The organism is Chitinophaga niabensis, from assembly GCF_039545795.1.
Classification (GTDB): Bacteria; Bacteroidota; Bacteroidia; order Chitinophagales; family Chitinophagaceae; genus Chitinophaga; species Chitinophaga niabensis_B.
The window spans coordinates 6,461,719-6,487,162 of the sequence record NZ_CP154260.1 but is presented as its reverse complement, the minus strand read 5'-3'; the positions used below and the strand labels follow the sequence as shown (position 1 = coordinate 6,487,162).

Annotated in this window: 23 protein-coding genes; 7 read left to right on the top strand and 16 right to left on the bottom strand. The window is 45.9% G+C overall.

The genetic code is table 11. The features are described 5' to 3' along the window. Positions 1-9: 9 nt before the first annotated feature. Positions 10-414: a ribosome silencing factor gene (gene rsfS / locus AAHN97_RS26110; protein WP_153660317.1), complete on the bottom strand. Its 405-nt coding sequence runs from the start codon at positions 412-414 to the stop codon at positions 10-12. A gap of 160 nt (positions 415-574) precedes the next feature. Between rsfS and AAHN97_RS26105 the strand changes: the two genes are divergently transcribed. Then, complete coding sequence (locus AAHN97_RS26105; protein WP_343305018.1) at positions 575-1,315, top strand: biotin--[acetyl-CoA-carboxylase] ligase; 741 nt, start codon at positions 575-577, stop codon at positions 1,313-1,315. Positions 1,316-1,675: 360 nt separating this feature from the next. Continuing rightward, positions 1,676-2,659, top strand: coding sequence for an aldo/keto reductase (locus AAHN97_RS26100; protein WP_343305017.1), 984 nt, complete (start codon positions 1,676-1,678; stop codon positions 2,657-2,659). Positions 2,660-2,750: 91 nt separating this feature from the next. Here AAHN97_RS26100 and AAHN97_RS26095 read toward each other — a convergent pair whose 3' ends face one another. From AAHN97_RS26095 to AAHN97_RS26080, 4 genes are all read right to left on the bottom strand, one after another. Next, on the bottom strand, positions 2,751-3,083 hold the full coding sequence (locus tag AAHN97_RS26095) for a translation initiation factor (protein WP_343305016.1): 333 nt from the start codon (positions 3,081-3,083) through the stop codon (positions 2,751-2,753). A gap of 11 nt (positions 3,084-3,094) precedes the next feature. After that, positions 3,095-3,979 carry a diacylglycerol/lipid kinase family protein gene (locus tag AAHN97_RS26090; protein ID WP_343305015.1) on the bottom strand — a complete coding sequence of 295 codons (885 nt, stop codon included), beginning with the start codon at positions 3,977-3,979 and terminating at the stop codon, positions 3,095-3,097. Next, complete coding sequence (nadC, locus tag AAHN97_RS26085; RefSeq protein ID WP_343305014.1) at positions 3,976-4,836, bottom strand: carboxylating nicotinate-nucleotide diphosphorylase; 861 nt, start codon at positions 4,834-4,836, stop codon at positions 3,976-3,978. Before nadC ends, AAHN97_RS26090 begins: the two co-directional genes overlap by 4 nt. Before the next feature lie 121 nt (positions 4,837-4,957). Next, the gene (locus AAHN97_RS26080; RefSeq protein ID WP_343305013.1) at positions 4,958-5,353 is read right to left on the bottom strand and encodes a DUF4783 domain-containing protein; all 396 of its coding nucleotides are present in this window, start codon (positions 5,351-5,353) and stop codon (positions 4,958-4,960) included. 233 nt (positions 5,354-5,586) lie between these two features. Between AAHN97_RS26080 and gpmI the strand changes: the two genes are divergently transcribed. From gpmI to uvrC, 4 genes are all read left to right on the top strand, one after another. Further along, entirely contained in the window at positions 5,587-7,110 is a 1,524-nt protein-coding gene (gene gpmI / locus AAHN97_RS26075; protein WP_343305012.1) for a 2,3-bisphosphoglycerate-independent phosphoglycerate mutase, read from the top strand. A 119-nt stretch (positions 7,111-7,229) separates the two neighbouring features. Further along, positions 7,230-8,501 carry an LVIVD repeat-containing protein gene (locus AAHN97_RS26070; protein WP_343305011.1) on the top strand — a complete coding sequence of 424 codons (1,272 nt, stop codon included), beginning with the start codon at positions 7,230-7,232 and terminating at the stop codon, positions 8,499-8,501. 120 nt (positions 8,502-8,621) lie between these two features. Further along, the gene (locus AAHN97_RS26065) at positions 8,622-9,197 is read left to right on the top strand and encodes a hypothetical protein (RefSeq protein WP_343305010.1); all 576 of its coding nucleotides are present in this window, start codon (positions 8,622-8,624) and stop codon (positions 9,195-9,197) included. Then, positions 9,194-11,002, top strand: a complete 1,809-nt coding sequence (gene uvrC / locus AAHN97_RS26060) for an excinuclease ABC subunit UvrC (protein WP_343305009.1) — start codon at positions 9,194-9,196, stop codon at positions 11,000-11,002. The genes AAHN97_RS26065 and uvrC overlap by 4 nt, the downstream gene beginning before the upstream one ends. A 284-nt stretch (positions 11,003-11,286) precedes the next feature. Here uvrC and AAHN97_RS26055 read toward each other — a convergent pair whose 3' ends face one another. The 9 genes from AAHN97_RS26055 to AAHN97_RS26015 form a co-directional block, all read right to left on the bottom strand. Beyond that, positions 11,287-11,913, bottom strand: a complete 627-nt coding sequence (locus AAHN97_RS26055) for a DinB family protein (protein WP_343305008.1) — start codon at positions 11,911-11,913, stop codon at positions 11,287-11,289. A 70-nt stretch (positions 11,914-11,983) separates the two neighbouring features. Further along, a complete protein-coding gene (locus AAHN97_RS26050; RefSeq protein ID WP_343305007.1) occupies positions 11,984-12,556 on the bottom strand; it encodes a Crp/Fnr family transcriptional regulator in 573 nt (190 codons plus the stop codon). A gap of 87 nt (positions 12,557-12,643) precedes the next feature. Next, on the bottom strand, positions 12,644-13,675 hold the full coding sequence (gene gldN / locus AAHN97_RS26045; protein ID WP_343305006.1) for a gliding motility protein GldN: 1,032 nt from the start codon (positions 13,673-13,675) through the stop codon (positions 12,644-12,646). 23 nt (positions 13,676-13,698) lie between these two features. Next, entirely contained in the window at positions 13,699-15,237 is a 1,539-nt protein-coding gene (gene gldM / locus AAHN97_RS26040) for a gliding motility protein GldM (protein WP_343305005.1), read from the bottom strand. A gap of 54 nt (positions 15,238-15,291) precedes the next feature. Further along, on the bottom strand, positions 15,292-16,023 hold the full coding sequence (gldL, locus tag AAHN97_RS26035; protein ID WP_343305004.1) for a gliding motility protein GldL: 732 nt from the start codon (positions 16,021-16,023) through the stop codon (positions 15,292-15,294). Between the two features lie 97 nt (positions 16,024-16,120). Beyond that, entirely contained in the window at positions 16,121-17,401 is a 1,281-nt protein-coding gene (locus AAHN97_RS26030) for an SUMF1/EgtB/PvdO family nonheme iron enzyme (RefSeq protein WP_074241342.1), read from the bottom strand. A 407-nt stretch (positions 17,402-17,808) separates the two neighbouring features. Continuing rightward, positions 17,809-19,827 (bottom strand): thioredoxin domain-containing protein, encoded by a 2,019-nt coding sequence (locus AAHN97_RS26025; RefSeq protein WP_343305003.1) that lies wholly within the window; start codon positions 19,825-19,827, stop codon positions 17,809-17,811. Between the two features lie 90 nt (positions 19,828-19,917). Beyond that, a complete protein-coding gene (locus tag AAHN97_RS26020) occupies positions 19,918-20,550 on the bottom strand; it encodes a uroporphyrinogen-III synthase (RefSeq protein WP_430516956.1) in 633 nt (210 codons plus the stop codon). A 192-nt stretch (positions 20,551-20,742) separates the two neighbouring features. Then, positions 20,743-21,666, bottom strand: coding sequence for a DUF4271 domain-containing protein (locus AAHN97_RS26015; protein ID WP_343305001.1), 924 nt, complete (start codon positions 21,664-21,666; stop codon positions 20,743-20,745). Between the two features lie 152 nt (positions 21,667-21,818). Between AAHN97_RS26015 and hemW the strand changes: the two genes are divergently transcribed. Beyond that, positions 21,819-22,943 (top strand): radical SAM family heme chaperone HemW, encoded by a 1,125-nt coding sequence (gene hemW, locus AAHN97_RS26010; protein WP_343305000.1) that lies wholly within the window; start codon positions 21,819-21,821, stop codon positions 22,941-22,943. On the opposite strand, the gene AAHN97_RS26005 is transcribed toward hemW, so the two are convergent. Together AAHN97_RS26005 and AAHN97_RS26000 are read right to left on the bottom strand one after the other, a co-directional pair. Continuing rightward, complete coding sequence (locus tag AAHN97_RS26005) at positions 22,940-23,959, bottom strand: NAD(P)H-dependent glycerol-3-phosphate dehydrogenase (RefSeq protein ID WP_343304999.1); 1,020 nt, start codon at positions 23,957-23,959, stop codon at positions 22,940-22,942. The two genes, hemW and AAHN97_RS26005, sit on opposite strands and share 4 nt — an antisense overlap. 116 nt (positions 23,960-24,075) lie before the next feature. Next, a complete protein-coding gene (locus AAHN97_RS26000; RefSeq protein ID WP_343304998.1) occupies positions 24,076-25,443 on the bottom strand; it encodes an efflux RND transporter periplasmic adaptor subunit in 1,368 nt (455 codons plus the stop codon). Between the last annotated feature and the right edge of the window lies 1 nt (position 25,444).

Genomic DNA, 25,444 nt, shown 5'->3' with positions numbered 1-25,444 from the left:
CGGTTTTGTTCAGTTTTCAAGGTGTTCCATGCTTTCCGCATCACTCCACATCTCCTCCAGTTTATAGAATTTGCGTGTTTCAGGTATGAAAACATGCACTACAATATTCACATAATCCACCAGGATCCACTGTTGGGCAGTAAAACCCTCGTGTTTGTAAGGTGTTTCTTCTGTTGCGCGCCTCACTTCTTCTTCCACAAAGTCTGCAATGGCTTTAACCTGAGTGTTTGAATTGGCCTCACATAAGATAAAAAAATCAGCAACAGCTTCAGGGATCTTGCGCAGATCAAGGGAAACGATATTCTCCCCTTTTTTGTCCTGTATGGCCTTTATGATGGTAGTAAATATCTTGCTGTTCCTGTTTACGCGTGTTACCGCCTTTTTCCGGGTATTTAGAATGGTTAAGGGTGCCAATAAATGCTGTTTTTGTTAAAAATAAACTTTAATCTTCAAAATTACTAAACCAGCCCCAAAATATCACAACTGCTTCATATCTGTTGACGATTGAGCCGGTAAAAAATTGTTAAAATGGTGTTACTTTGTTTCAGATCGTTTTAAAGATAAAAACAGACTTGTGATCGGCAACCCATTTCATGTGCTGTCAACTGTAGACAGCACCAATAACTATGCCATGGCCCAGGTCAATGCAGGGCCTGTGGCAGACGGCAGCACCTGGTTCGCTATGGAACAAACGGCCGGAAAAGGACAGCGTGGTAAACAATGGCTTTCAGAACCGGGAGAGAACATTATGCTTACCACTGCTCTTCAACCCGCGCTGGCATTGCCTCAACAATTTATGCTCAGTGTTGCCGTGGCTTTGGGCGCCTATGATTTCTTCTCTAAATACGCAGGAGACGACACGCGGATCAAGTGGAGCAACGATATTTACTGGCGTGACAGAAAGGCAGGGGGTATTCTGATAGAGAATGTTTTACGTGGAAATGTATGGCAATATGCCATCACAGGCATCGGTATTAACATCAATACGCCGCATTTCCCGCCGAGCCTGATCAATCCTGTATCCTTAAGACAGATAACGGGCAAGAACTGGGACAGCCTTGCATTGGCACATGAGCTCTGTGCCTGCCTGGAAGAACGTTACAGCCGTTTACACCCTGCGATATTTGATCAGTGGCTGGAAGAATATAAGTCTTACATGTACCGCTTTAAAGAACCTGGGTTATACAAGATAAACGGGGATATCTTCCAGGGTGTTATCATGGATGTATTACCGGATGGGCGGTTATGTCTCGAAAAAGGGAAAACTATGCTGGAACTGGGATTTGGGGAGGTAGAGTTCGTGATCGTGAAATAAAGCAGTTGTGCGGTAAATGGTAGTTTGGCTGTATTCAGTGAAGGCGTAGTGAAATAAAAAAGCCAGTTTGTCAACTGGCTTTTGGAGAAGTGGAATTTGTAAAGACAAATCAGTCTGCTTCTCCAAAAACGCCAGTCATTGGGCCAGGCCCGCTGATTTTGGTCAATAAATGGAGGCATACAAGATGGAGTTTCTTTTTTAACTAGCCAAATATAAAAGTGCAACACATGTTGCAATTCCTATGAAACCTGCCGTAGTTGCATAAAAATTCTTCCTCTGATATTTGCAATTTCCCGTTTGAATCGTGCAATTATTGATCATCCATCCGCAATTACATTTGTGTATTAAAATCCTATTACAATGCAATACAGAACACTTGGTAAATCTGGAGAAAAGGTATCCGCTATTGGCCTGGGATGTATGGGTATGGCCTTTGCATACGGACAACGGGATGATCAGGAATCACAAGCCACACTGGAACTTTCACTGGACCTCGGCATCAATTTCTGGGACACAGCGGATATGTACGGCCAGGGCCTGAATGAAGAACAGCTCTCCAAAGTACTGGCCACCCGCCGCAAGGATGTTTTCCTGGCCACTAAATTCGGCTTCCGCATGCGGGAGGATAATTCTACTTACATTGATGGTTCCCCCGCTTATCTCAAAAAGGCCTGCGAAGCAAGCCTGAAGAGGCTTGGTACAGATCACATCGATCTTTATTACGCCCATCGCGTGGATGCCAATATACCGATCGAAGAAACCGTAGGTGCCATGGCTGAGCTGGTGAAAGAAGGTAAAGTGCGCTTCCTGGGGCTTTCTGAATCCTCCGCAGCTTCTCTCCGGAAAGCTGATGCGGTACATCCGATTGCCGCGCTTCAAAGCGAGTATTCCCTTTTTGTAAGAGACCTTGAAAAAGAGATCATCCCCACTGCGCGGGAACTGAATATCGCCCTGGTTCCTTACAGCCCGCTGGGCAGGGGTGCTTTAACGAATACACTGAAGGATGTAAAGACCCTGGATGAAAATGATTTCCGCCGTAACCTGCCCCGCTTTCAGCAGGAAGCTTTTGAGAAGAACCAGGCGATTGTGAATGCACTGACAGAAGTGGCCGCGGGAAAGAATATTACTACCGGCCAACTGGCATTGGCCTGGTTATTGGCAAAAGGAGATGATATCATTCCCATTCCGGGAACCAAAAGAAGGAAGTACCTGCAGGAGAATGCTGCCGCGGCGGATGTGCACCTTTCTGCTGCTGATGTGCTGGCGATTGAGCAATTGATGAAGGGATATGAGATCAGCGGGGAACGTTATTCGGAGGGTGCCCTTAAGCTGGTTAACAGATAGGTATAGGATCATCAAACGAGTGCCCTATGTTGAGCCTATGTCAAGCCTATGTGAAGCATTCTCTGAACCTTCTCATAGGCTTGATTTCTCCTTATTTAGCTTTATAACCCCAGTCCTGTAACCACTTCACTATCTTATCTTTATAATCGCCCTGGATAAGGATCTGGCCGTCTTTTGCACTGCCTCCGGTACCACATTTGGTCTTCAGGTCTTTCCCCAGTTTTTCGAGATCAGCTTCTGTTCCGGTAAATCCATCTACAACGGTAACCGTTTTACCTGCGCGCTGCTTTTTATCCAGCGTTACTTTCAGTTGCTGCCGGGCGGGTGGTAATGTGGCTTGTTCCTCCTGTTCTTCCTGTGGATAGGAATAATTGGGATCTGTGGAATACACGATGCCGCCGGAGCTGTTTTTCTTCTTACTCATATCAAGGTTTATTATTCAGCAGGTACGATCACCTGTAATGCACCTGCCGCTATGCGAAAATACACTGTTTTCCCATTGGTCAAAGGTACAGCATCCCCATCTACCTGTAAGCAGTTCAGGTCGGTACTGTTCACTTCAATTTCCTTGCCGGTAATGTGTTCCATGTAACGGCTTTCGTCAATATTACCTTTTAAGGAATGAATGCTGAGGGGCAGCAGATCCCAGAAATGTATCGGTGGTACCAGACATATATCCAATAAACCGTCAAAAACACTGGCTTTGGGAGCGAGCTTAAATTCGTAGCCGAACTGGTTGCCGTTGGCCACCGTCATCAGAAAGGCTTTTTGAACTCTTTCCTGCCCATCCACTTTGATGGAATAAGCAGCCGGTTTGTAACTGGCGAAGCCTCCTATCACCAGGCGGGCATAGTTGATAAGACCGCGCTTTTTGCTATGTCTGAAACGGTCTGCGATGAGGGCATCGAAACCTACGCCTGCATTACTCAGGAAAAGATGTTCATTGGCAAAACCGGCGTCCATAGGTTTTCTGGTGCCGTTGGCTACAATCTGCAAAGCTGCTGTGGCATCCAGCGGAATGCGGAGTGCGCGGGCAAGGCCGTTTCCACTTCCCAATGGCACAATAGCCAATGCAGTTCTGGAACCTAAAAGGCCCTGTGCAATTTCATTGATGGAACCATCGCCGCCTACAGCAACTACTGTATCTACTCCCCGTTGAACAGCTTCACGGGCAAGGTCTGTTCCATGGCCAAGGTATTGCAGGTAAGTGATTTCAACAGCGAACTGGTCTGCCGGGAGTTGCTGGCGGATAACCAATCCCAGTTGCTTTTCACGATCGGTACCGGCTTTGCGGTTGATGATGATCAGGATCTTTCTCATTTGTTGGGGTGGATAACAGCTTTAAGGCTCAGATCAAGACTTACGGCATGATGGATGATGGCGCCCACGGAAACAAAGTCCACACCCGTTTTTGCATAAGCTTCCACATTGGCTAAAGTGATGCCGCCGGAAGCTTCTGTTTCATATTTTCCATTGATCAGTTCCAGTGCGGCGGGGATCTGTTCCGGCGTGAAATTGTCCAGCATAATGCGGTGTACATTTCCAACGGCCAGTATTTCCCGTACATCGTTCAGGCTGCGGGCCTCTACTTCTATCTGTAAGTTCAGTCCTTTCTTTTTCAGATAATCCACCACATTATTTACTGCCGGTGTGATTCCTCCGCAGAAATCGATATGGTTGTCTTTCAGCATCACCATATCGTACAGGCCCATGCGGTGATTCACACCTCCCCCGATGCGTACAGCTTCTTTTTCCAGCATACGGAAGTTGGGCGTGGTTTTACGGGTATCGAGCACTTTGGTATGGTAACCTTTAAGACGGTCTGTGTATTGCCGGGTGAGGGTGGCAATGCCACTCATCCGTTGCATGCAGTTGAGCACCAGGCGTTCTGCCATGAGCAAAGTATGTACGGCAGCATCTACTTCAAAAGCCAGTTCACCGGGCTGCATGGCATCACCGTCTTTTTTGAAGGGACGGAATTCCGTGAACATATCCAGGTAACGAAAAACAGCTTCGGCTACTTCCATACCTGCCAATACCCCGGCCTCTTTGATCTTCAGCTGAGCGGTGCCTTTTGTGGCAGGGGGAATGGAAGCCATTGTACTATGGTCTCCGTTGCCGATATCTTCTGCCAGCGCACTGCTGATAAAGTTGGTCAATGCTTCTTTTTGTAACATGTAAACTGCTGGTTTGAAATAAAGCGGCAAGTTACATAAATCCCTTTGAGATAAAGCCTGGCACAAAAAAGGCCGCCTGCCGGCAGCCTTTCAATCTCTCTCTTCTTAAGCTAAATTTCCGTTATTTATTTTCGAACCTTAATTCATTCAATACAAACGTTGTCCCTTTCTTTTGGAGGAAAAATGAGATACGATAGCTTCCTGCGGAAGTTACCAGGGTACCTACGCCAAAGAATCCGCTGCCTTCCTGACCACCTTTGTGGATGAGCTCGAAGGACTTTACACTGTTTTTGCTAAAGAAATCTTTCAAAATGATCTCGGCTTGCGCCTTACTGTAGGAATTTGACTTCCCCATCATGTTGATCTCCACCGTGTTATCCAGATTTTTACCTAGGCTTGCGGCATCCCCTTGCTTGATGGCGCTGATCACATCTTCAAATGGCCCGGCCATCAAAGTGAAGGCCGTAAACATTCCGCATGCTATCAGTACCCCCAGTGCAAAGATTAACTTTTTCATTATCCGTTTTTTAGATCGAACTATACTTTTATCAACCGTAGCAGGTGCCAAAACTATGCCAAATTGCTGATGTTCAATAATATCCCATCATTGTGCTATTTGCATTTCAGACCTGTTATTCTAAATAATTGATATGTGTGTAGTTGGGCCATTCTTAAAAATTTAACCCTCAAAAGGGATGTTATTATTAATTTCACGACCCGATTCATTCATCACACAACGGACAAAACTGTATGGAAAACAAAAGAGCGATCCTGGTTATCATGGACGGCTGGGGACAGGGTCAGGTTCCTGCCGCAGACGCTATAGCACACGCAAACACCCCCTTTGTAGATAATTTATATGAGCAATACCCCCATGGCCAGCTGATCACCTGTGGTGAACAGGTAGGCCTTCCGGATGGCCAGATGGGCAATTCAGAAGTAGGGCACCTCAATATTGGCGCAGGCCGTATTGTATACCAGGAGCTGCAACGCATCAATGTAGCTATCCGTACAGGGGAACTGGCAGCCAGCAAAGTACTGCAGGCCTCTATGGATTATGCGCTGAACAATGATAAAGCCCTTCACCTGATAGGTCTTGTCAGCGATGGCGGTGTGCATTCTCACATCTCCCACCTGAAAGCCATTATCAGCATTGCACATCAGCGTGGCCTGAAAAAGGTGTTCATCCATGCATTTACAGATGGCCGTGATACAGATCCCAAAGGCGGTTTCGCTTACCTGGAAGATCTGCAGCAGCATTTACAACAAACCACCGGCCAGATCGCTTCCGTAACAGGACGTTATTATGCCATGGACCGTGATAAACGCTGGGAACGTGTGAAACTGGCTTATGATGCTATGGTGTATGGTATTGGTGTCCCCACGCAAAATGCTCCCCTGGCTGTAAAAGCTTCTTATGCAGATGGCGTTACGGATGAATTCATCAAACCGATCATTTCGGTAAATGATCAGCAACAGCCTATTGCTACTATCAAAGAAGGCGATGCGGTACTTTGCTTCAACTTCAGAACAGACCGCTGCCGCGAGATCACGGAAGTGCTCACCCAGCAGGCTTTCCCTGATTTTGGTATGCAACCGCTGGCACTGAACTATACTACCATTACGGAATACGACAAATCCTTCAAGGGCGTACACATCATTTTCGATAATGATAACCTGGTAATGACGTTGGGCGAAGTATTGGAAAAACATGGTAAAACTCAGATCCGTATTGCGGAAACAGAGAAATACCCACACGTTTCCTTCTTCTTTTCCGGTGGCCGTGAAACACCGTTTGTGGGTGAAAGACGTTTACTGGCCCCTTCTCCCAAAGTGGCTACTTACGATCTGAAACCGGAAATGAGTGCGCCGGAGCTGGCAGATCTGATCGTTCCTGAACTGGAACAGCGGACCACAGACTTTATCGTGCTCAATTTCGCGAATGCAGACATGGTGGGGCATACAGGAGTATGGCCTGCTGTGATCAAAGCAGTAGAAACCGTAGATGCCTGTGTGGCAAAAGTGGTGACCACTGCCCTGCTGAATGATTATGTGATCTTCCTGACAGCAGATCATGGTAATGCAGATTACATGATCAATGAAGACGGTACTCCTAATACGGCACACTCGCTGAACCCTGTTCCTTTCTTTATCATCAGCCAGGACTTTAAGGGTGATGTGAAGAACGGTAAACTGGGAGACATTGCGCCTACCATCCTGCATTTCATGGGACTTCCCATTCCTCCTGAAATGACCGGCAACCTGTTGGTTTAAAATCATATTCTTATCAAGAAGAGTTGAGTTGCTGTCAGTTGCAACTCAACTCTTTATATTTTAGTCCCCCTGTAACTTTTCTCTCCCCCGCCCCGTTTTACTTTCAAATTCATCCCCCTATGCGTACCATGCTGTTTAAACTCCCCGTTATAATAGCCGGAATTCTGGCTTTTAGTGGATGTGTTAAGGAAAAGTGCAGCAGGATCACCACCACAACTATTTATACGCCGGTTATTATGGCGAAAGCAGATTATTGGGCAAGCGTAAAATCAGAAGCGCCGCAGGAAGTAGGCACTCCGGGCAAGATCTACGTAAAAGACCAGTACATCTTTGTAAATGAGATGCAGAAAGGGATCCACGTCATAGACAACAGCAATCCCCGGGAGCCGAAGAATGTAGCGTTCCTGAACATCCGGGGAAATGTGGACATCGCTATCAAAGGGAATACTTTATATGCAGACAGTTATGCGGACCTCGTTGTATTCAATATCCTCGACCCGCTTCATATCTCGTTCGTTAAAAAACTGGATAATATCATCAATTACCCGATCAATTCAGCAGGGTTAATGATGGGCCAGTCTGTCCGGAACAACGATAGCATTGTAGTAGGTTATACCACCAGGGATACTACTTATGAGTGTGAATGTGCGAAAAAAGATGAATACCTGGTATATGACATGGCAGGTTACAGTCTGAACTCAGCTGCTTATAAAGCGAGCGGAGGAACAGGAAAAGGTGGTTCCATGGCGCGTTTCACTATTGCAAAAGATTATTTATACACCGTTAACTGGAGCCAGCTGAAAGCATTCGATATCAGTAATGCAGCCAATCCGGTTCACAAAGGGGAACAAAATATACCAGGCGGAAGCATTGAAACCATCTTCCCATATGGGGAATATCTTTTCATCGGCAGCATGAACGCCATGCATATTTATGACATCATCGATCCGGCAGCTCCGAAGAAACGCTCTACGGCAACTCACTTCAGGGCCTGTGATCCGGTGGTGGTGGAAGGAACAAAAGCTTATGTAACAGTAAGGAGCGGCGCGGCCTGCGGTGGTAGTATTAATGAGTTACAGGTTTTTGATGTGTCCAATGTAGACCAGCCGGTTAAACTGGCCAGCTACCAGATGAAGAATCCGTATGGCCTGGGCGTAAGCAATGGCAAGCTGTTCATCTGCGAAGGCACATTTGGATTGAGGTTCATGCAGGGTACAGACTTCGCTTCTATCAGCACCACCAGGCTCATAGAAGGCCTGACCACCTACGATGTGATCCCTTATAGTGACAAAAACCTGCTGGTAAGTGCGGCGGATGGAGTATATCAATATGATTACTCCGCCATGAACAACCCGGTATTACTCAGCAAAATCAGTATCAAAAAACGCTAGTTTCTACATAGTTGAAAATTTTAGTGCTCTCGACAGATTTGCTCATGCATCAGATGCGCCGTTTTCACGGCGCATTATTTTTTTATGGGGGATTGTGGATTCACCATTAAATTTGCTGACATGAGACCATTGTTATTGTGTATGTTAATTGGCATGGCAGCAGGTTGTAATCTTCAGCAGGAGAAACCGGCTATCACAGCAAAAGACACCAGTTACCGCGCACTTGGCAATTATTGCCTGGAAGAAATTGCCCGTTTAAAGGAACAGCAGATGCAAATGACAAAGGTCGTGCGGCTCAATGGTGTCACAGATTCTGTGAAAACAAAGGAGGGCATAGCACTTGAAACCCTGTTCCGGCCATTGATGGATGCAGATATCAGCAAAACTTCCCTGTCAGATGCCTATTCCCGGGATACCATTGCTGACCAGTTAGGAGCAGACACCACTTTCATCTTTCTTTCCAAAGGCAAACAAACCCGCCCTTACCAGCTGATCCTGGATGTGGACAAACAAGGTTATATCAAAACCGCCCATGCCACTTCCCATACTTCCAACCTCGTATATGAGTACCGGCAGGAAGTATTTTATGAACGCAATAAGCAGTTAAGAGTGATCACTTATCAAAAGATCGTTTTCATGAAACCGGAGAACATGGAAGTACAAACATTCTTCCATCCTTCAACGCATAAGATATGACAGCAGCGGAATTTCAACAGGTAGCACATACTTTACCTACGGATGCCGGTATTTACAAATATTTTGGGTCAGACGGCGAACTACTCTATATCGGCAAGGCCAAAAGCCTGCGTAAAAGGGTGAGTTCTTATTTTGTTAAAAACCACGATAACTATAAAACACGTAAACTGGTAGAAACAATCCACCACATAGAGTTTACGATCGTTGATTCCGAACAGGATGCCTTTTTGCTGGAAAACTCACTGATCAAACAGTTCCAGCCCAAATACAACATTAACCTGAAGGATGATAAAAGTTACCCTTTCATTGTTATCAAACATGAACCTTACCCACGTATTTTCCTGACCCGCCGCATTATCCGCGATGGCTCTGAATACCTTGGCCCTTTTACTTCTGTAGGCCGTGTGCGCGAAGTGCTGGAGCTGATCAAGAACAGTATTCCCTTGCGTACCTGCAACCTCAACCTCAGCCAGCAGAACATCCAGAAAGGTAAAATGAAGGTGTGCCTGGAATATCATCTGGGCAACTGCAAAGGGCCTTGTGAAGGATTGCAGACAGAAGAAGATTACCGGGAAGGGTTACAGCAGGTGAAAGAAATACTGCGGGGAAACCTCACACCCGTTCTCAATATTTTCCGCACACGCATGCAGGAGCATGCGGCCAACATGGAATTTGAGAAAGCGGAAATAGAACGCAAGAAGATTGAAGGCCTCCAGGCTTATAAAGCACGCTCTGCCATTGTAAGCGCAACAGTTGGCAATGTAGATGTGTTCACCATCCTCAGTGAAGGCAACTTTGCCTATGTAAATTACCTGCGCGTACTGAATGGTACCATTGTAGATACTAAAACAGTAACGCTGGAAAAGAAACTGGAAGAATCAGATGAAGAAGTGATGGCTTATGCCATTGCTTACCTTCGCGAAGCTTTCCAGAGCCTTGCCAGGGAGATCATCCTGCCCTTTGCGGTTGAGTTTCCGGAGGAAGGTATTACTGTCACCATTCCCAAAGGAGGAGATAAAAAGAAACTACTGGACCTTTCTACCAAAAACGTTAACTATTTCACGGAGGAACTGAAGAAGAAAAAGATGTTGCAGCTGGAAGGGAAAAGTGATATGGAACGGAAGAAAGTACTGTACCAGTTGCAGGCAGATCTTGAACTGCAGGACCTTCCCTTACATATCGAGTGTTTCGATAACTCTAACTTCCAGGGCAGTTACCCGGTTTCCGCCTGTGTGGTATTTAAAGATGGTGTGGCTTCCAAAAAAGATTACCGCCACTTCAATATCAAAACGGTGGAAGGTATTAACGACTTCGCCTCTATGTCTGAAGTAGTGTACCGCCGTTACAATCGTTTACTGGCAGAACAACAGCCTTTACCACAACTGGTGATCATAGATGGTGGTAAAGGTCAGCTGGGCGCGGCTATGGACAGCATCAATAAATTAAACCTGATCGGAAGCATGACGGTGGTGGGCCTTGCGAAAAATGAAGAAGAGATCTTTTTCCCGGGAGACAAAGAGAGTATTAAACTTCCTTATGATAGTGAAAGCCTCAAATTGATCCGCCGCATCCGGGATGAGGTACACCGTTTCGGTATTACTTTCCATCGTTTAAAAAGAAGTAAAGGCACTTTCAAGAATGAACTGGAAGAGATCAAGGGCATTGGTGAAAGTACGGCCACGCAACTATTACAGACGTTCCGTTCCGTTAATAAAGTGAAGCAGGCTACGATGGAAGAATTAGTGAGGGAAGTGGGTCAAAAGAAAGCACAGCTGATCTGGGAACATTTTCATGAAAAGGAATAATAAGAAACTGGCACTTACGTTAATGAGAGAGCCCGGTTTGAGAACCAGGCTCCTTTCCCCAAGTTAACCATTAAAAGACACAGATTTATTTTTGAATTCCGGTGACGACCGGAAGATTCGGCGGTGTTGTTTTCAGCACTATTTCTACCCCTCCTTCCGCTTACTAAAGTAGGATTCGCCTCGTATAACATTTGTTAAGAATTTGTTATCGGTGAAAAATAGTAACAGCCACAAAACCTTCTCCCAATAAAGGTTTGCAGAGATTTTTCTAACAGCAGTAGCCGTTAACCAACATTCCCTGTCAGGTACTGCATAGATACCGCAGTGAAGCCTCCGCCACCATAAGCAAGCATGGCACGAAGTGCCTGTAACATGTGCCGTTGCTGATGTGCAATGAGAAACCTGAAAGTATCGCCGGCGGACATTTTAATGAAACGTGTTAGTGAAGTGGGAACGCGGAAATGCCCGATATCAGTGGCTTCTGCGCGATGCAGTAATTCCAGCATCTGTTCCTGCTGCAAAATAAATTCTTTTATTACCAATGCTGCATCCGGTTGCTGCACAGGGCGATATCCCTGAGGTGCCTGCATACGTGACCGCAAAGCACCGTCTGGCTTGGGTTGCATAAGATTGGTAAAGTAGTTTCCTAACCAGCCGCTTTTGAATAATGGTTTTGCGGGAATGCGTTGCTGCTCTCCTTTACTGATCACTTTATGCAATTGAGGCAGGTAATAATGGCCATAGCTGTTGAGGTGATCAAGGCATTGGATCACACTCCAGCTACCGGGAGCAGGTTGCTGCAATAATACGGCATGGGGTTGATGCTCTATGCGTGTACGCATCACATGCAACAGATTGTTCACGTCGTTACTAAGGTCCTGTAATAAATTGGCAGCGTTAAATGTGGGCATAATGTATTGTTTAGATCCGGTTACAAAATTACGCCTTGCAATTATTGGAAATCTTGATGCAGGCAAAGATTTATATGCGAACTGCTCCCATGAGCTTGCTGAAAGTAGCGGGATCTATTCCCAAGTAGGATGCCAGGTATTTATGTGGTATCAGCTGTAAAACATGGGGGCTGCGGGACAGTAAACGGCGGAACTTTTGTTCCGCACCCAGGGTGAGTGTTTCAATATGCCGTTCCATCAGACCGGCCATTGCATGTACGGTGCTGATATGCACCCATTGTGCTATCAGGGGATACTCCTGCATCAAACGGGAGAGATCAGCGAAAGAGAGCCTTAAAAAGGCGCTTTTTGTAAGTGTCTCCAGGTAGTAACGGGAAGGCTGCTGTAAAAAGTAGGAATCTATGATGCCAGAAAAGGAACCGGTGTAGGAAAAGATAAGTGTTGCATCCTTTTGCCCTTCATCCAGGCAGAAGGCGCGTTGCACACCTTCCAGTACATAATACAAATAACGTTCTGTGTCTCCTGCTGCTGTAAGTACTGTTTTGCGCTTGGCATTCATGGGTTGCCAGCAGGTGATCAATGCCTCCCATTCTTCATCAGGGAGAGGAACAACAGCATTTATAGTGGTCCGCAGCGCTTGCATGTGCACAAGATATCATAAAAAAACTGCCTCCCATGAAGGAAGGCAGTTTTTCATTATTGTTCGAAGGATTTGAACGTTGTTAACAGATCAATACTGCCACAAGTCCTGTTCTTTGTTGAAGATCTTGTCTTTGATAGCCTGCCCTTCCAGGAGACGCATTACACCATCTTTGATGTAGTGCTGGATCTCACGGTTGTAAGCATTCTTTTCTTTTACCACAAAGCTGGAGAAGAAGCGCATTTCAAAGAGGTCTTCCCAGGTCATCGTAGATGCATCGTTGTTTTGATTGTACACATCATACTTGGCCAGAACGGGACGCAGGTCAGGGTAGTAAACCCAGAACAGCGGAATGGATGCACGGATAGAACCATCATCATTGATACGGGACACCATGGGAGCGATACCCAGGATACGTACTTTCAGTGCAGATGCTTCACGGTCGAAAACCCAAACTTCCTTGATCTTGTATTGCTTGATGGTTTCAGGGTTGAATTCATCCCTGGTTTCCACCATTTTCTCTTCCCCGGTTACAGGGTCGATACTTCTTACAGTCCTTACTTCTCCGGTCAGGCGGGTCATGATCTCCTGGTAAGGCATCACAGTGCTGAAACGGTCATCGATAGGGCTGAAGGCTTCTACTTCCTTATTTTTAATGGAATTGAGCAGGATATTGATGAGCAGTTGGTTGGTGCCATTCTCATCTTCCACGTTGTACTGGAAGGGAATGTTCATTTTTTCCCGCACGTCTATCACTTGCCAGATCTGTTTTTCCCAGAATTTATCGTCCTCACGGATGTGATCATATGTAATGGGCACACGGTCGCGGATAGGACTCTTCTCGGAAACACCATCCACGCGTAATGATTTACGTGGTGTATCAACCGGAGTACCTACTCCATCCTGTCTTAAAGAAGGGGGAGGTGTAGCTGGTGCCGAAGGCACGTTTACAGGGTTACCGGTTGCCGGGTTTGTTACCGGTGGGTTATTCTGTTGCGTTGCAGGAGCATTACCTGCAGGCTCAGCTGCTCTTCTCCGGCGGGATTGTGCATCCGCAGAAGAAGCCAGAACTACCAGTAAAAACGCACTCCAACTGATTCTTTTCAATATTACTGCTCGCATAGCCCAGTAATTAATTTGTGTTATTAATTGATCTTGATATTAAAGTTCTGCATAGAACGTACCCTGCCATCAGGACCTTTTACTTTAATGTTCTCAAAGTAGATCAGGTCACCTGGTTTAGCAGCGCGGATAGCTCCCTGGATATCAGATTTGTTAGGCCAGTACTCAGAGGTGGATTCACCTTCTGCATACTCACGGCCTCTTGAATCGATACCCATACGGTAACCTACCACTGAGTATTTCACGCCTTCAAACAGGAAGTCTTCCAGGTCAGCACGCAGACCGCCTTGTGCTTTAAAGTCTGCCGCTTTCATAGTAGATCCTTTGTTGAAACCCACTTTCATTACAGGGTCAGGAATTTGTTTCACGCGGAATTCTTTTGAATCCAGTGATTTTACTTTTCCGTCTACTTCTGCAGAAACATTGATGGTGGCTTTACCGGTCTGGCTTACTGTTACAATAAACTCACCGGGGCCTCTTTTGGTGATAGAACCACCGCCGCCGCTGATAGAAGCCTGGATCTTTTCTGCAGGAACGCCAGCCGCCGTAATGGTGATGGGGTTTTGCAGAGCGATGTACAGTACGTTCATTTTATCAGCAGAGATAGAGGTAGCAGATGCACCAACTTTATACGTCTCTGTGAAAGGGCTTGTTACTTTCTGACCGTTAGGTTTGATCAGTTCCACCACACCGGAAATAGTGTGTTCACCGATGCCGCCTACAGTAGTGGTGTAAACACCTTTACCTTCAGAAGCTGAAACGGGTTGGCCGTTGATGATGATAGTAGGGTTTACAGTACTGCTGTAAGCACCCATTACTACTTTTGCTTCGAGGGTCTGACCGGTAGTGAAGTTCTTAGAGTTCAATGATACGAATGCTTCCAGTTTATCGAAAACGAAGTCATCTTCAGATACTTCTTTCAGCAGTTTATCGATGATCATTGCTTCTGAGTTCTTGATATCGTTCTGGAACTTACCAAGGATGGTGATAGCTGCAATGCTGGGCACCATGTTAAAGTGGTAGGTTGTCCAGGTTTTCTTAGCTGGTCCTTTTTGTGGAGGCTCAATGATCTGCAGGGGAAGGTTAGCTTCAAAAGCAGCGCGGTCCTTAGGATTGATGAGGTCCAGCATAGACTTGCGCAGGCCGGCCAGTTCCTTTTCCAGGGCAGGGCCTTTCTTTTGATTTTCCATTACGCGGGTTGCCGCGTCCAGGTTATCCTTTCCTTTTATTTCTTTGTGTTCATTAAGGCCACCGCTTTCCTTAATGATTTCATTCTTAAGATTTTCGATATAGGTATAGGCTGCGGCTGACAAGGATCTTACCTTGTTTGCTTTTTCATTAAGCGGACCAACTTTAGCAGCATCAGATGCCATTAATTTGGCGAACTGTTTATAGGTAACAGTGTTTTTACTTTCAATAGAATTATTAGAAGTTCTGATTGAATCATTAACGATATCAAAAGCGTTCAAAATTTCGGCGGATACGTTCATAGCTAACATAGCTGTTAGCACCAGGTACATGAAGTTGATCATCTTCTGCCTGGGATCTTTAGGTAAAGCCATAGTTGATTACAAGTTTTTAATGAATGATCTTGTTTGGGTCACTATTGCGTTACCTTATCTGCCCTGCATTGCAGTCAGCATGTTACCATAAACGGTATTGAGGTTACCAAGATTACGTGCGAGCAAAGAGATCTGCTCTTGTGTTTTCTTAGCATCTTCAACACTGCCGCTCATAGCCTGGGAAGCGTTCAACAGATTGCTGTAGAAGCTGTTCATAGCTTTGAGGTGGTTATTGGTATCCTGCAGTTCCAGTTCATAGATGGCGTTCAATGAAGCCAGGTTTTTGGTCATTGATTGTACCTGATCGTGGAAGTGGCGGGTAGATTCGGATGCATTATTAAAGCTGGAAACGGCTTGTGCTGCGCTCGTGTAAGCCTGAGTTACAGAACCGATAGCAATAGACGCTTCGCGTGTTTTTTGCGTGTAGTCTCCTGTAGCTGCAACCACGTCACTGATATCCCGCATTTTATCTACGGTGGTACCAAGTTTAGAGAAGTTTTCGCTCAGGCGTGCCAGGTTAGTTGGCGTAATGTCTGCTTCCTGCAGCATTTTGTCCATTCCTGCCAATGCGGGGCTACCACCTGCTACTGCAGTTTTAGGTGCCGGTGCATGGTCATCCGGAACGAATGCATATGCAAAGAAGATCGCTGCTTCAACACTCAATCCGAGGATCAGCGCTACGTCAGCGCCTGGCCAGTGTTGGATTTTAAACAATGCTCCGATGATCACGACAGATGCGCCGATACATACAAAGAAGTTTAGCCATTTCGCTGTGTTAGGATTCATAGCCATAGGTTAAAATTTATTTATGGTGATTAAAAGGTAAAAAGCTCTTTTCAAATGTGCCATGTCTGTGATTTTTCAGAGGATTAGCTATTCATTCCTATTTTCTGTTAAAGTCATTTTTAGACCTGCTCAGGAAAGCGATCGTACAGCGGAAGCCGATGTATGATTTGGCACTGTCCTGATACTCGTAAGAACGGGTACCATTTTGCAGGAAGTATCCTATGTCTTTCCAGCTGCCACCTCTAACGGTTTTACGTTTCATCTTTGGTGCTGCGTTATCCGGAATGTCCATTTTCAGATAAGGGTTCATATCGGATGTGAAAGAATAAGCATTTTGATAGAAGATGTCCTGTGTCCATTCTGCTACGTTACCAGCCATGTTGTATAAGCCGTAATCGTTCGGCCAGTAAGCATCTGCGCGTACGGTGTAGAAACCACCATCTTCAGGATAGTTACCACGGCCGGGTTTGAAGTTAGCGAGGAGACAACCTTTTTTGTTACGCAGGTAGTAACCACCCCATGGATATGGTGCTTGTTCACGACCGCCACGGGCTGCATATTCCCATTGTGCCTCAGAAGGTAACTGGAATTTATCTTCCGTGAATTGCTTCTTGGAGATACGGTAATCTTCCCAGAATTTACTCCGCCATTCGCAGAAGGAATTTGCCTGGTGCCAGGTAACTCCCACTACCGGATAGTTATCAAATGCCGGGTGCCAGAAATACATCCGGGTCATCGGCTCATTATAAGCATAAGAGAAGTCGCGGATCCAGCACAAAGTATCAGGATAGATGGCCACATCTTTTCTTTCAATGAAAGTAGAACGGGGTTTATCCTTGAGCTCACGCTGTTTTGCTTTCTCCCAGTTAAATGTTTCCTGGTGGTACAGCAGTTTACGTACATCTATCTCTTTACGGCCGTACAGGCGATCATCTGCTGAATAGATCATAGCGTCTACTTTTTCGTAGGTGGCTTTGTCCTTCCAGTTGATCTTCTGTTTCCAGTCGATGTAGTCCTGTCCGTCTACATTCTTCACATGCCCCAACAGGATATGTGCAATGGAGTCCGTTACCCAGTTTACGAACTGACGGTATTCGTTGTTCGTGATCTCGGTGGCATCCATGTAGAAACCGGAGATAGAAATGGATTTGTTCCTTGCTGTGTAAGCATAGTTTACATCCTCATCACTCGGACCCATGTGAAAGGTTCCGGAAGGCACATACACCATTCCGTAAGGTACAGGGGGGGAGTACTTTGGTCTTGGACTAACACCTATCAGCTGTCCCTGTGCGTTCTTTGGGGTCTTACCACCACCGCAACTGGCCAGCAATACCGGCAGCAGTACAACCAGCATCGCACTACAATAATTAAGCTTCATAAGGGTGACTTTCATTAGAATACGATTTTTCTTGAACCTGCCAGATGTTATGGCCAACACGCCTGATATCTTTTTAGTCACACTTTTCACCTGGTTGTTTATCAGAAAGATAGCAAATGTAATAATTAATTTTAATCCGTAGTTAGTTTTCAGCCAACTTTTTCAATTCAACATCTTCGGTCTCGGTAACACATTTAAACGTTGGTTTTAACATTTTATTATGTAATTGTCCACTCCTTTTAATAATTAACCATGGCGAGATATCTTTTTGGGGATATCGTAAACTCTTGCCCCTCAAGGCTATAGACACATACAATATAAATATAATACTTATTTGTGAATATCCAATGTCCTAATTTTCTCGTTAACACTAAATTAATCAAAGGGATAGCAATTTACAACAAATATCATATTAAATTAAGTATTTCTGATATATCTTCTGCAGGTTTCATACAATGATAATCTTCACATAGGTATATCAGTGTTTTTCCGGCCTGCGTTCTTTGTTGCAAAAGCGGCATGTCTTTTTGGTCTGCATCCGCTCCCACCAACACTTTACCGGGAATATACAGTTTATTAATCTCGCTCATTTGCTCTTTATACCCCGCTCCTGCCACAGCCAGCTCCTTTGTTCCCTGTACGATCCGGAGGATCATTGCTGCCCAGATCCCGAAGGAAGTAGGGTAACGGGTAACGGATTGGGCCAGGCTTGCCGTCATGCCCAGTGCTCTGTCTGCCCATTCCTTATTATCAAAAACGATGGAAAGGTGCCAGAGATTATGTGCCATGATTGCATTTCCGCTGGGTACTGCTCCGTCATACACTTCTTTCTTACGTACGATAACATCTTGCTGACCGGATGCAGTGTAATAGAAATAACGCGAAGTTTCGTCTCCAAATTGTTCAACCACAAAATGTGTTAAATCTTTTGCTTTCCGGAGCCAGTCCAATTCTCCGGTAACTTCCTGTAAAGCAATGAGTGCGCGTATAAGATAGGCATAATCATCTAAAAAAGCGGGGTAACGCGCATCCCCTTGTTTATACGTATGCCAGAATGCAAGGGATGCCCCGGGCTTCTTCATTTTTTCCCAGACACATGCCATGGCATTTTCCGCCATCCCCAGGTATTCTTTATTTCCCAACGCGGCATAGGCTTTACAGCAGGCATGGATCATCAGTGCATTCCAGCCCAGCAGGATCTTATCATCCAAACCAGGGCGGATCCGCTGGTCCCTGACAGCCATCAGTTTAGCCCTGCACTCTGCCATTAATGCTTCCAGGGTTTCTGACTTTTCAGGAGGAACAGGGATCCATAAAATATTATGATCTTCCCAGTTGCCCTCGCGTTTTACATCATAGTAAGCGCAGAATGCGGGCGCATCTTTTCCCAGTACTGTTTCTATTTCTTCCAGGCTCCATACATAAAACTTCCCTTCCACTCCCTCAGAATCCGCGTCCAGCGCAGCATAGAAGCCTCCTTCCGGAGAAGTCATTTCCCGCTGGATAAAGGCCAGGGTGTGTTCTATGGTTGCTGCGTAAGCTTTGTTACCGGTGAGCTGATAAGCTTCACAGAGTGTATCGGTGAGCAGGGCATTGTCGTACAGCATCTTTTCAAAATGCGGGGCCAGCCATTGCTCGTCTGTAGAATATCTTGAAAACCCGCCACCCAGCTGATCATAGATCCCTCCGGCTATCATTTTGTCCAGGGACAATAATGCCTGCTGTAAAGCGGCATCATCTTTTTTCCTGCGGTTATAGCGCAGGAGGTATTGGATGGTGAAAGAACCCGGAAACTTAGGCGCACGGCCAAATCCACCCCATTCTTTATCCGCCTGGCCCATAATGGCCAGCACTATGGCATCGCATTCTGCCTGGCTGAACATTTCTTCTTTCGGCAACAGTTTATTCACTGTTTCCATGCCAAACTGGTTGCTTTGATGAAGGTGTTCTGTGAGGTTGGAAGCCTGGTCTTCCAGGTCTTTCCGTTTGGTTTTGAAAGCATCTGAAACGGCCAGCAGTACTTCTTTCCAGGAGGGCCGGTTATAGGCTTTCTGCGGAGGGAAATAAGTGCCGCCATAAAAAGGACGGCGGTTAGGCAGGAGGAACATGTTCAGGGGCCATCCGCCGGAACTGCTCATGGCCTGCAGGGCATCCATATAAATATGATCAATGTCCGGGCGTTCTTCCCGGTCTATTTTTATATTGATAAAGTGTTCATTCATGATGCTGGCTGTAGCTTCATCTTCGAAGCTTTCCCGTTCCATCACATGGCACCAGTGGCAGGCGGCATAACCAATGCTTACAAGGATCGGCTTATCCTGCTGCTCTGCAAGCTGCAAAGCCTCTTCACCCCAGGGATACCAGTTTACGGGGTTGTGTGCGTGTTGGAGCAGGTAAGGGCTGGTTTCCTTGCCTAAGCGGTTCATAGTCATGATTAAATTCAGGTCCGGAGCGAAAATAAATGAAAAAGGGAGCATTCCTGCGAATGCTCCCCAATTTTTTTATACTGTTGTTTCTTATTTCTTGTTCAATCCTGTAAGGAACTGTTCCAGCGCAGCCACCATTGATGGCGCTTGTGGTGCCGGAGCTTTCACATCCAGCCTCAGACCTGCTTCTTCCACCGCAGCGGAAGTGGAAGGACCAAACGCCCCGATGTGTGTGCCGTTCTGTTTGAACTTCGGCATGTTCTCGAAGAGTGATTTTACACCGGAAGGGCTAAAGAACACGATCATATCGTATTCTGTTTGCGACAACACTTCTTTGACATCGTTGGAAACGGTCTTGTACAAAGAGGCAGTTGCATACTCGCACTTGCTGGCTTTCAGCCATTCTTCAATGTCTTTCTTCTGACTGTCTGAGCTCGGGAAAAGGAACTTTTCGTTCTCCCTGTGCTTGTTCATCACTTCCAACAGGCTCTTTGTAGAGCCATCGGCACCATAAAACACTTTGCGTTTGCGGTAGAGGATGAATTTTTGCAGATACAACGCAACTGCTTCTGTAATACAGAAGTACTTGCAATCCTGGGACACCTTCACTTTCAATTCTTCGCATACGCGGAAGAAGTGATCAACAGAGTTTCGGCTCGTGAATATCACCGCCGTATAGGTGATAATATCCACTTTTTGCTTCCGGAAGTCCTTACCTGGCACGCCTTCTACCCGAATAAAAGGATGAAAATCCAACCGAACATTGAATTTCTTAGCTAAGTCGAAATAAGGTGATTTCTCTGTCTCTGGCTTAGGTTGGGAAATTAGGATCGTTAGTTGTTTTACCTGCGAATCTTTTTTTGGCCCGCCTTTTATCATACGTAATTTGCTCTTGTGTTAACAATAGCAGTAATCTTACGGATTACCAGTTAACCAAATCAATAGTACCTTTGTAATTATTAAAACCGGCACTACTTCGAATGCGCAAAGGTAAAGAAAAAAATGCAATTTGCTAAAAGACAGATACTGCCTTACCAGGGAATAAGACCTTACGTACCTGTAAATTACCAGTAATACTATAAAGAATATTGATATATACAGGCTGGCAGTGGCGATGCCGGGATCACAAAAGGCCAGTATCACTAAAAATGGCGCCAACATTATTCCCAATACTTTATTGATCAGGTATAAAATAAACACATAAGCGTCTATTAATTCCTCATTTCCGAAGAGCCAGCCACAAAAACGCAGTACAATGTATTTCACTACATATATGGCGCCTACCAGTAATACCAGGCCGGGAATCAACATCCAGGCAATGGCAGCGGTGGTATAATTCAGGCGGTACATCAGCAGGTAAAGGTATACGCCCAGGCTCACCACAAAAAAGGCATTCAGCAAAAAGTTGGGGAAAGGCGACTGTGACAGCTGGTCTTTCAACTGCCGCTGGCTCAGGGTTGGATTCAGGAAAGCCCTGAAGAGGTCTGTAAAATATTTTAGATATGAGGTACGGATGATCCCTAAAAGCAGCAATACACCACCCACCAGGTAGATCAGCCAGTCCTGCTGTTTATTGGAACGAAGGGGGTTAATGTCGTACTGCAGGGGCTTCCCTTCTGTATTAAGATAAGGTATCCTTTTCGCAAGACCCTGCATAACGGTATCGTAAGCATGTATCTTTGGCGCCGGCACTGCTGGAATGGAGTCAGCCGGAATTACCGCTGCCTTCAACAAAGAATCTGCTTTACCTTTGTTAACGCTGGTTTTGACGGGCTTTTTAGGCGCAACAACGGAAACGGTAGTATCAGCCTGTGCTAACACAAGCAATGAACAATGCATGATCAGGAAAAACAACAACCAGGTTCGCAACGATTTGTTTTGTTTAGTAAACGCTATGCAATTAACTATTCTTGTTCCAAAAATATCAACAAAACTCACATGTATTTTCGAGGTTTGCAAATAATCTCAGCAATTCTTTCTTAAAACGACTCATGGCAGGTATCTATCTTCATATTCCTTTTTGTAAAAAAGCATGCCACTATTGCAATTTTCATTTTTCCACTTCCCTGCAACACCGTGAAGAGATGGTCCAATGCCTGATACTGGAGGCGGGCATGCAGAAAGAATACCTGATAGGCCAAACAGTTCAGACGATATATTTTGGCGGCGGCACGCCCAGCCTGCTATCCCCCGGAGATATTTCCGCTTTGCTGGAATCCCTCCGTTCACATTATTCCATCAGTGAGGATGCTGAAATAACCCTGGAAGCCAATCCGGATGATCTCAGTGCCAGGGTATTGGAAGGTCTTTATGATGCCGGCGTTAACCGTCTCAGCATTGGCATTCAATCATTTTTTGAGGAAGACCTCCGCTGGATGAACCGTGCCCACAATGCAGAACAGGCTATCAGTTGCCTGGAGCTTGCTAAGAAAACGGGCTTTGACAATATCAGCATCGACCTCATCTATGGCGGCCCCACTTTAACCAATGAGCGCTGGGCAAAAAATGTTTCAAAAGCGGTATCACTGGGCATTCCCCATCTGTCCTGTTATGCCCTTACGGTTGAACCCGGCACTGCGCTGGACCATTTTATACAGCGGAAAAAGATCCCTGCCATTGATCCGGACAAGGCTGCACAGCATTTTGAAATGCTCATGGAATGGTTGGAGGCGGCAGGTTACGAGCATTACGAGATCTCGAACTTTGCCTTACCGGGTAAACGATCCAAACATAACAGCAGTTACTGGCAGGGCAAACCTTATTTAGGTCTCGGCCCTTCCGCACACTCTTTCAACGGTTATTCCCGCCAATGGAATGTGGCCAATAATTCATTATATATACAAGGTATCCGCAAGGGGGCCATACCCTTTGAGAAAGAAATGCTCAGCCCCAAGATGGCCCTGAATGAATACATTATGATCTCCCTCCGAACGGAAGCCGGCTGTAACCTTGATAAGGTAGCTGATCAATATGGGCAGGACAAACAGCGGCAGTTGCTGATTGCCGGGAAAGAGTTTATTGATAAAGGATGGATGAAACAGGAAGGCCCGATACTAAAGCTTACCCGGGAAGGGAAGTTTTTTGCAGATGGCATCGCTGCAGCTATGTTTTTCTAGATCAATCCTTTTTCCAGTTCCAGGAAAGCTTCTTCCGTACGCATCTGCTCCCAGAGGATAGCATATACTTTTTGTGCGATGGGCATATAAGCCCCGATCTCTTCATTGATCTCAAAGATGCAACGGCTGGCATAGTATCCTTCGGCAATCATATTCAATTCCAGCTGTGCGGCTTTTACCGTATAGCCTTTACCGATCATATTGCCGAATGTACGGTTACGGCTGTGTAAGGAATAACAGGTCACCAGCAGATCTCCCAGGTATGCGCTGGCATTATAATTATGTACGGTCACTTCTTTTCCTGTGCCGGCCTGGTATTGTTCATATTTTTCCAGGAATTCCTGCATTTCGCGGAAACAGTTGGTGATGAATACGCTCAGGAAATTGTCCCCATATTCCAGCCCATGTGCAATCCCGGCTCCCATCGCATAAATGTTCTTGAGCACGGATGCAAACTGTACGCCCATCACATCTTTGTTGACAATGGTTTGCAGGTATTCTGTATTGAACCTGGCAGCCATTGTTTCTGTTTCTGCGGCATTGATACCGGAGAAGGTAAGATAGGAAAGCTTTTCGCTGGCCACTTCTTCCGCATGACAGGGACCGGTGATGGTGAAATATTGTTCCAGCGGGAGTTTAAATACATCTGCCAGGTAATCATTGATCAGTTGGTTGGTTCCCGGAACCAGGCCTTTGATGGCGCAAACCACCTTTTTACCTGCAAATGCGTCAGGGGCCAGGGTTTCCAAAACGGTACGAAGGAAGGCAGATGGAACGGCCAGGATAATAATATCGCTGGCTTTCACCACTTCTGCCAGATCGTTGTTCAATTGCAACAGGCTGGTATCGAAGTATACAGATGTGAGATAATGTTTGTTATGGTGCCGTAACTGCATGTGGCGGATGGTTTCCTCGTTACGGATCCACCAATGAATGTGCTGGTTGTTGTCTGTCAGTATCTTAGCCAACGCGGTGGCCCAACTGCCGCTTCCAATAATGCCGATATGATTACCCATGCTCAACTTTCCAAATTTCCTGCAATGTAAAAAAAATCAACGGGCTATGGCCCATTGGGGGATATAAAAAAGCAGGCATACCATTTACGGCATGCCTGCTTCCTATATCAATCTGCTTATTTCTTTGTGCCTTCGAAGAGCTGTGCCTTAGGCACTACTTTTACTTTCTTTCCGTTTTCCAGGGTTTTGGAGATCGCCGTGTAAGGTCCGCTGATCACTTCCTCTCCTTCTTTCAGACCGGTTTTGATCTCGATATTGGTATCATCCTGAATGCCGGTGGTCACTTCCACCATTTTCACGGTATTATCTTTCTGCAGTACGAATACCACTTCTTTGAAGTCTTTTTTAGCTTCTCCTGTATTCTCAGAAGGAGGTGCAGGTGCATCCTTATCTGCTTTTTTAGCTTTGCCGGTATCTTCCGGGTTACGGGTGGTTACGGCATTGATAGGAATAGACAATACCTGTTTCTCCGTACGCGTCTGAATATCCACGCTGGCACTCATTCCGGGGCGGAACGGGAACCGGCGGTTCTTTCCGTTGGAGATGACTTCCAGGTCTGTATAAGAAGATGGCGCAATACGAATGTGTACGATGTAATTGGTCACCTGCTCGGCAGAAGTGGTAGCTGAAGTGGCCGCACCTTTGCTGGAGCTGGCAATCTGTGTTACCACACCTTTGAACTTGCGGTTATTATATGCATCTATTTCAATGATGGCGGAATCGCCGAACTTTACTTTAGGAATATCGTTTTCTCCAACATCCACCTGCACTTCCATGGTGCTCATATCTGCGATGCGCAACATTTCCGTACCGGTCATTTGTGCGGTACCTACCACGCGCTCTCCTTTCTTTACAGATAAAAGAGAAACAGAGCCTGACATGGGAGACAGGATAGTGGTACGGCCAAGGTTCTTATTGGCTTCTGTGAGGTTGGCCTGTGCACTGGCCACAGCAAACTTGCTGCTGTTGATCCTTTGGGCGGCAGCATTATAATCCGCCAGGGCTGACTTATAAGTAGCCTCGGCAGTTTCAAATTCTGATTTGGAAATAACTTTTTGCTTATGCAGTTCCATGTTACGGTCGAAAGCAAATTTTGCCTGGTCCAGCCTGGCTTTGAAGGCATTCAATCCAGCAGTGCTATTGGCCAGTTCTGCTTCAGACTGACTAACGGCAGCAGCAGCACGGTCTCTCATGGAACCATATACATCTGCATAAATGCGCGCCAGTACCTGCCCTTTTTGCACGGAATCTCCTTCCAGCACCAGGAGGTCTGTGATCTCACCTGATACATCGGAGCTTACTTTCACTTCAATTTCAGGATACACTTTTCCACTGGCAGAAACCACTTCAATGATATCTTTTTTGGCAGCTTTATCTGTGGCAACTTTAGTGCCTTCATCATTGCCTGATCCTTTGACCACGGCGAGGATCACAATAAGGACCACAAGGCCGCCGATTATCCAGTAAAGCAGTTTCTTCTTCATA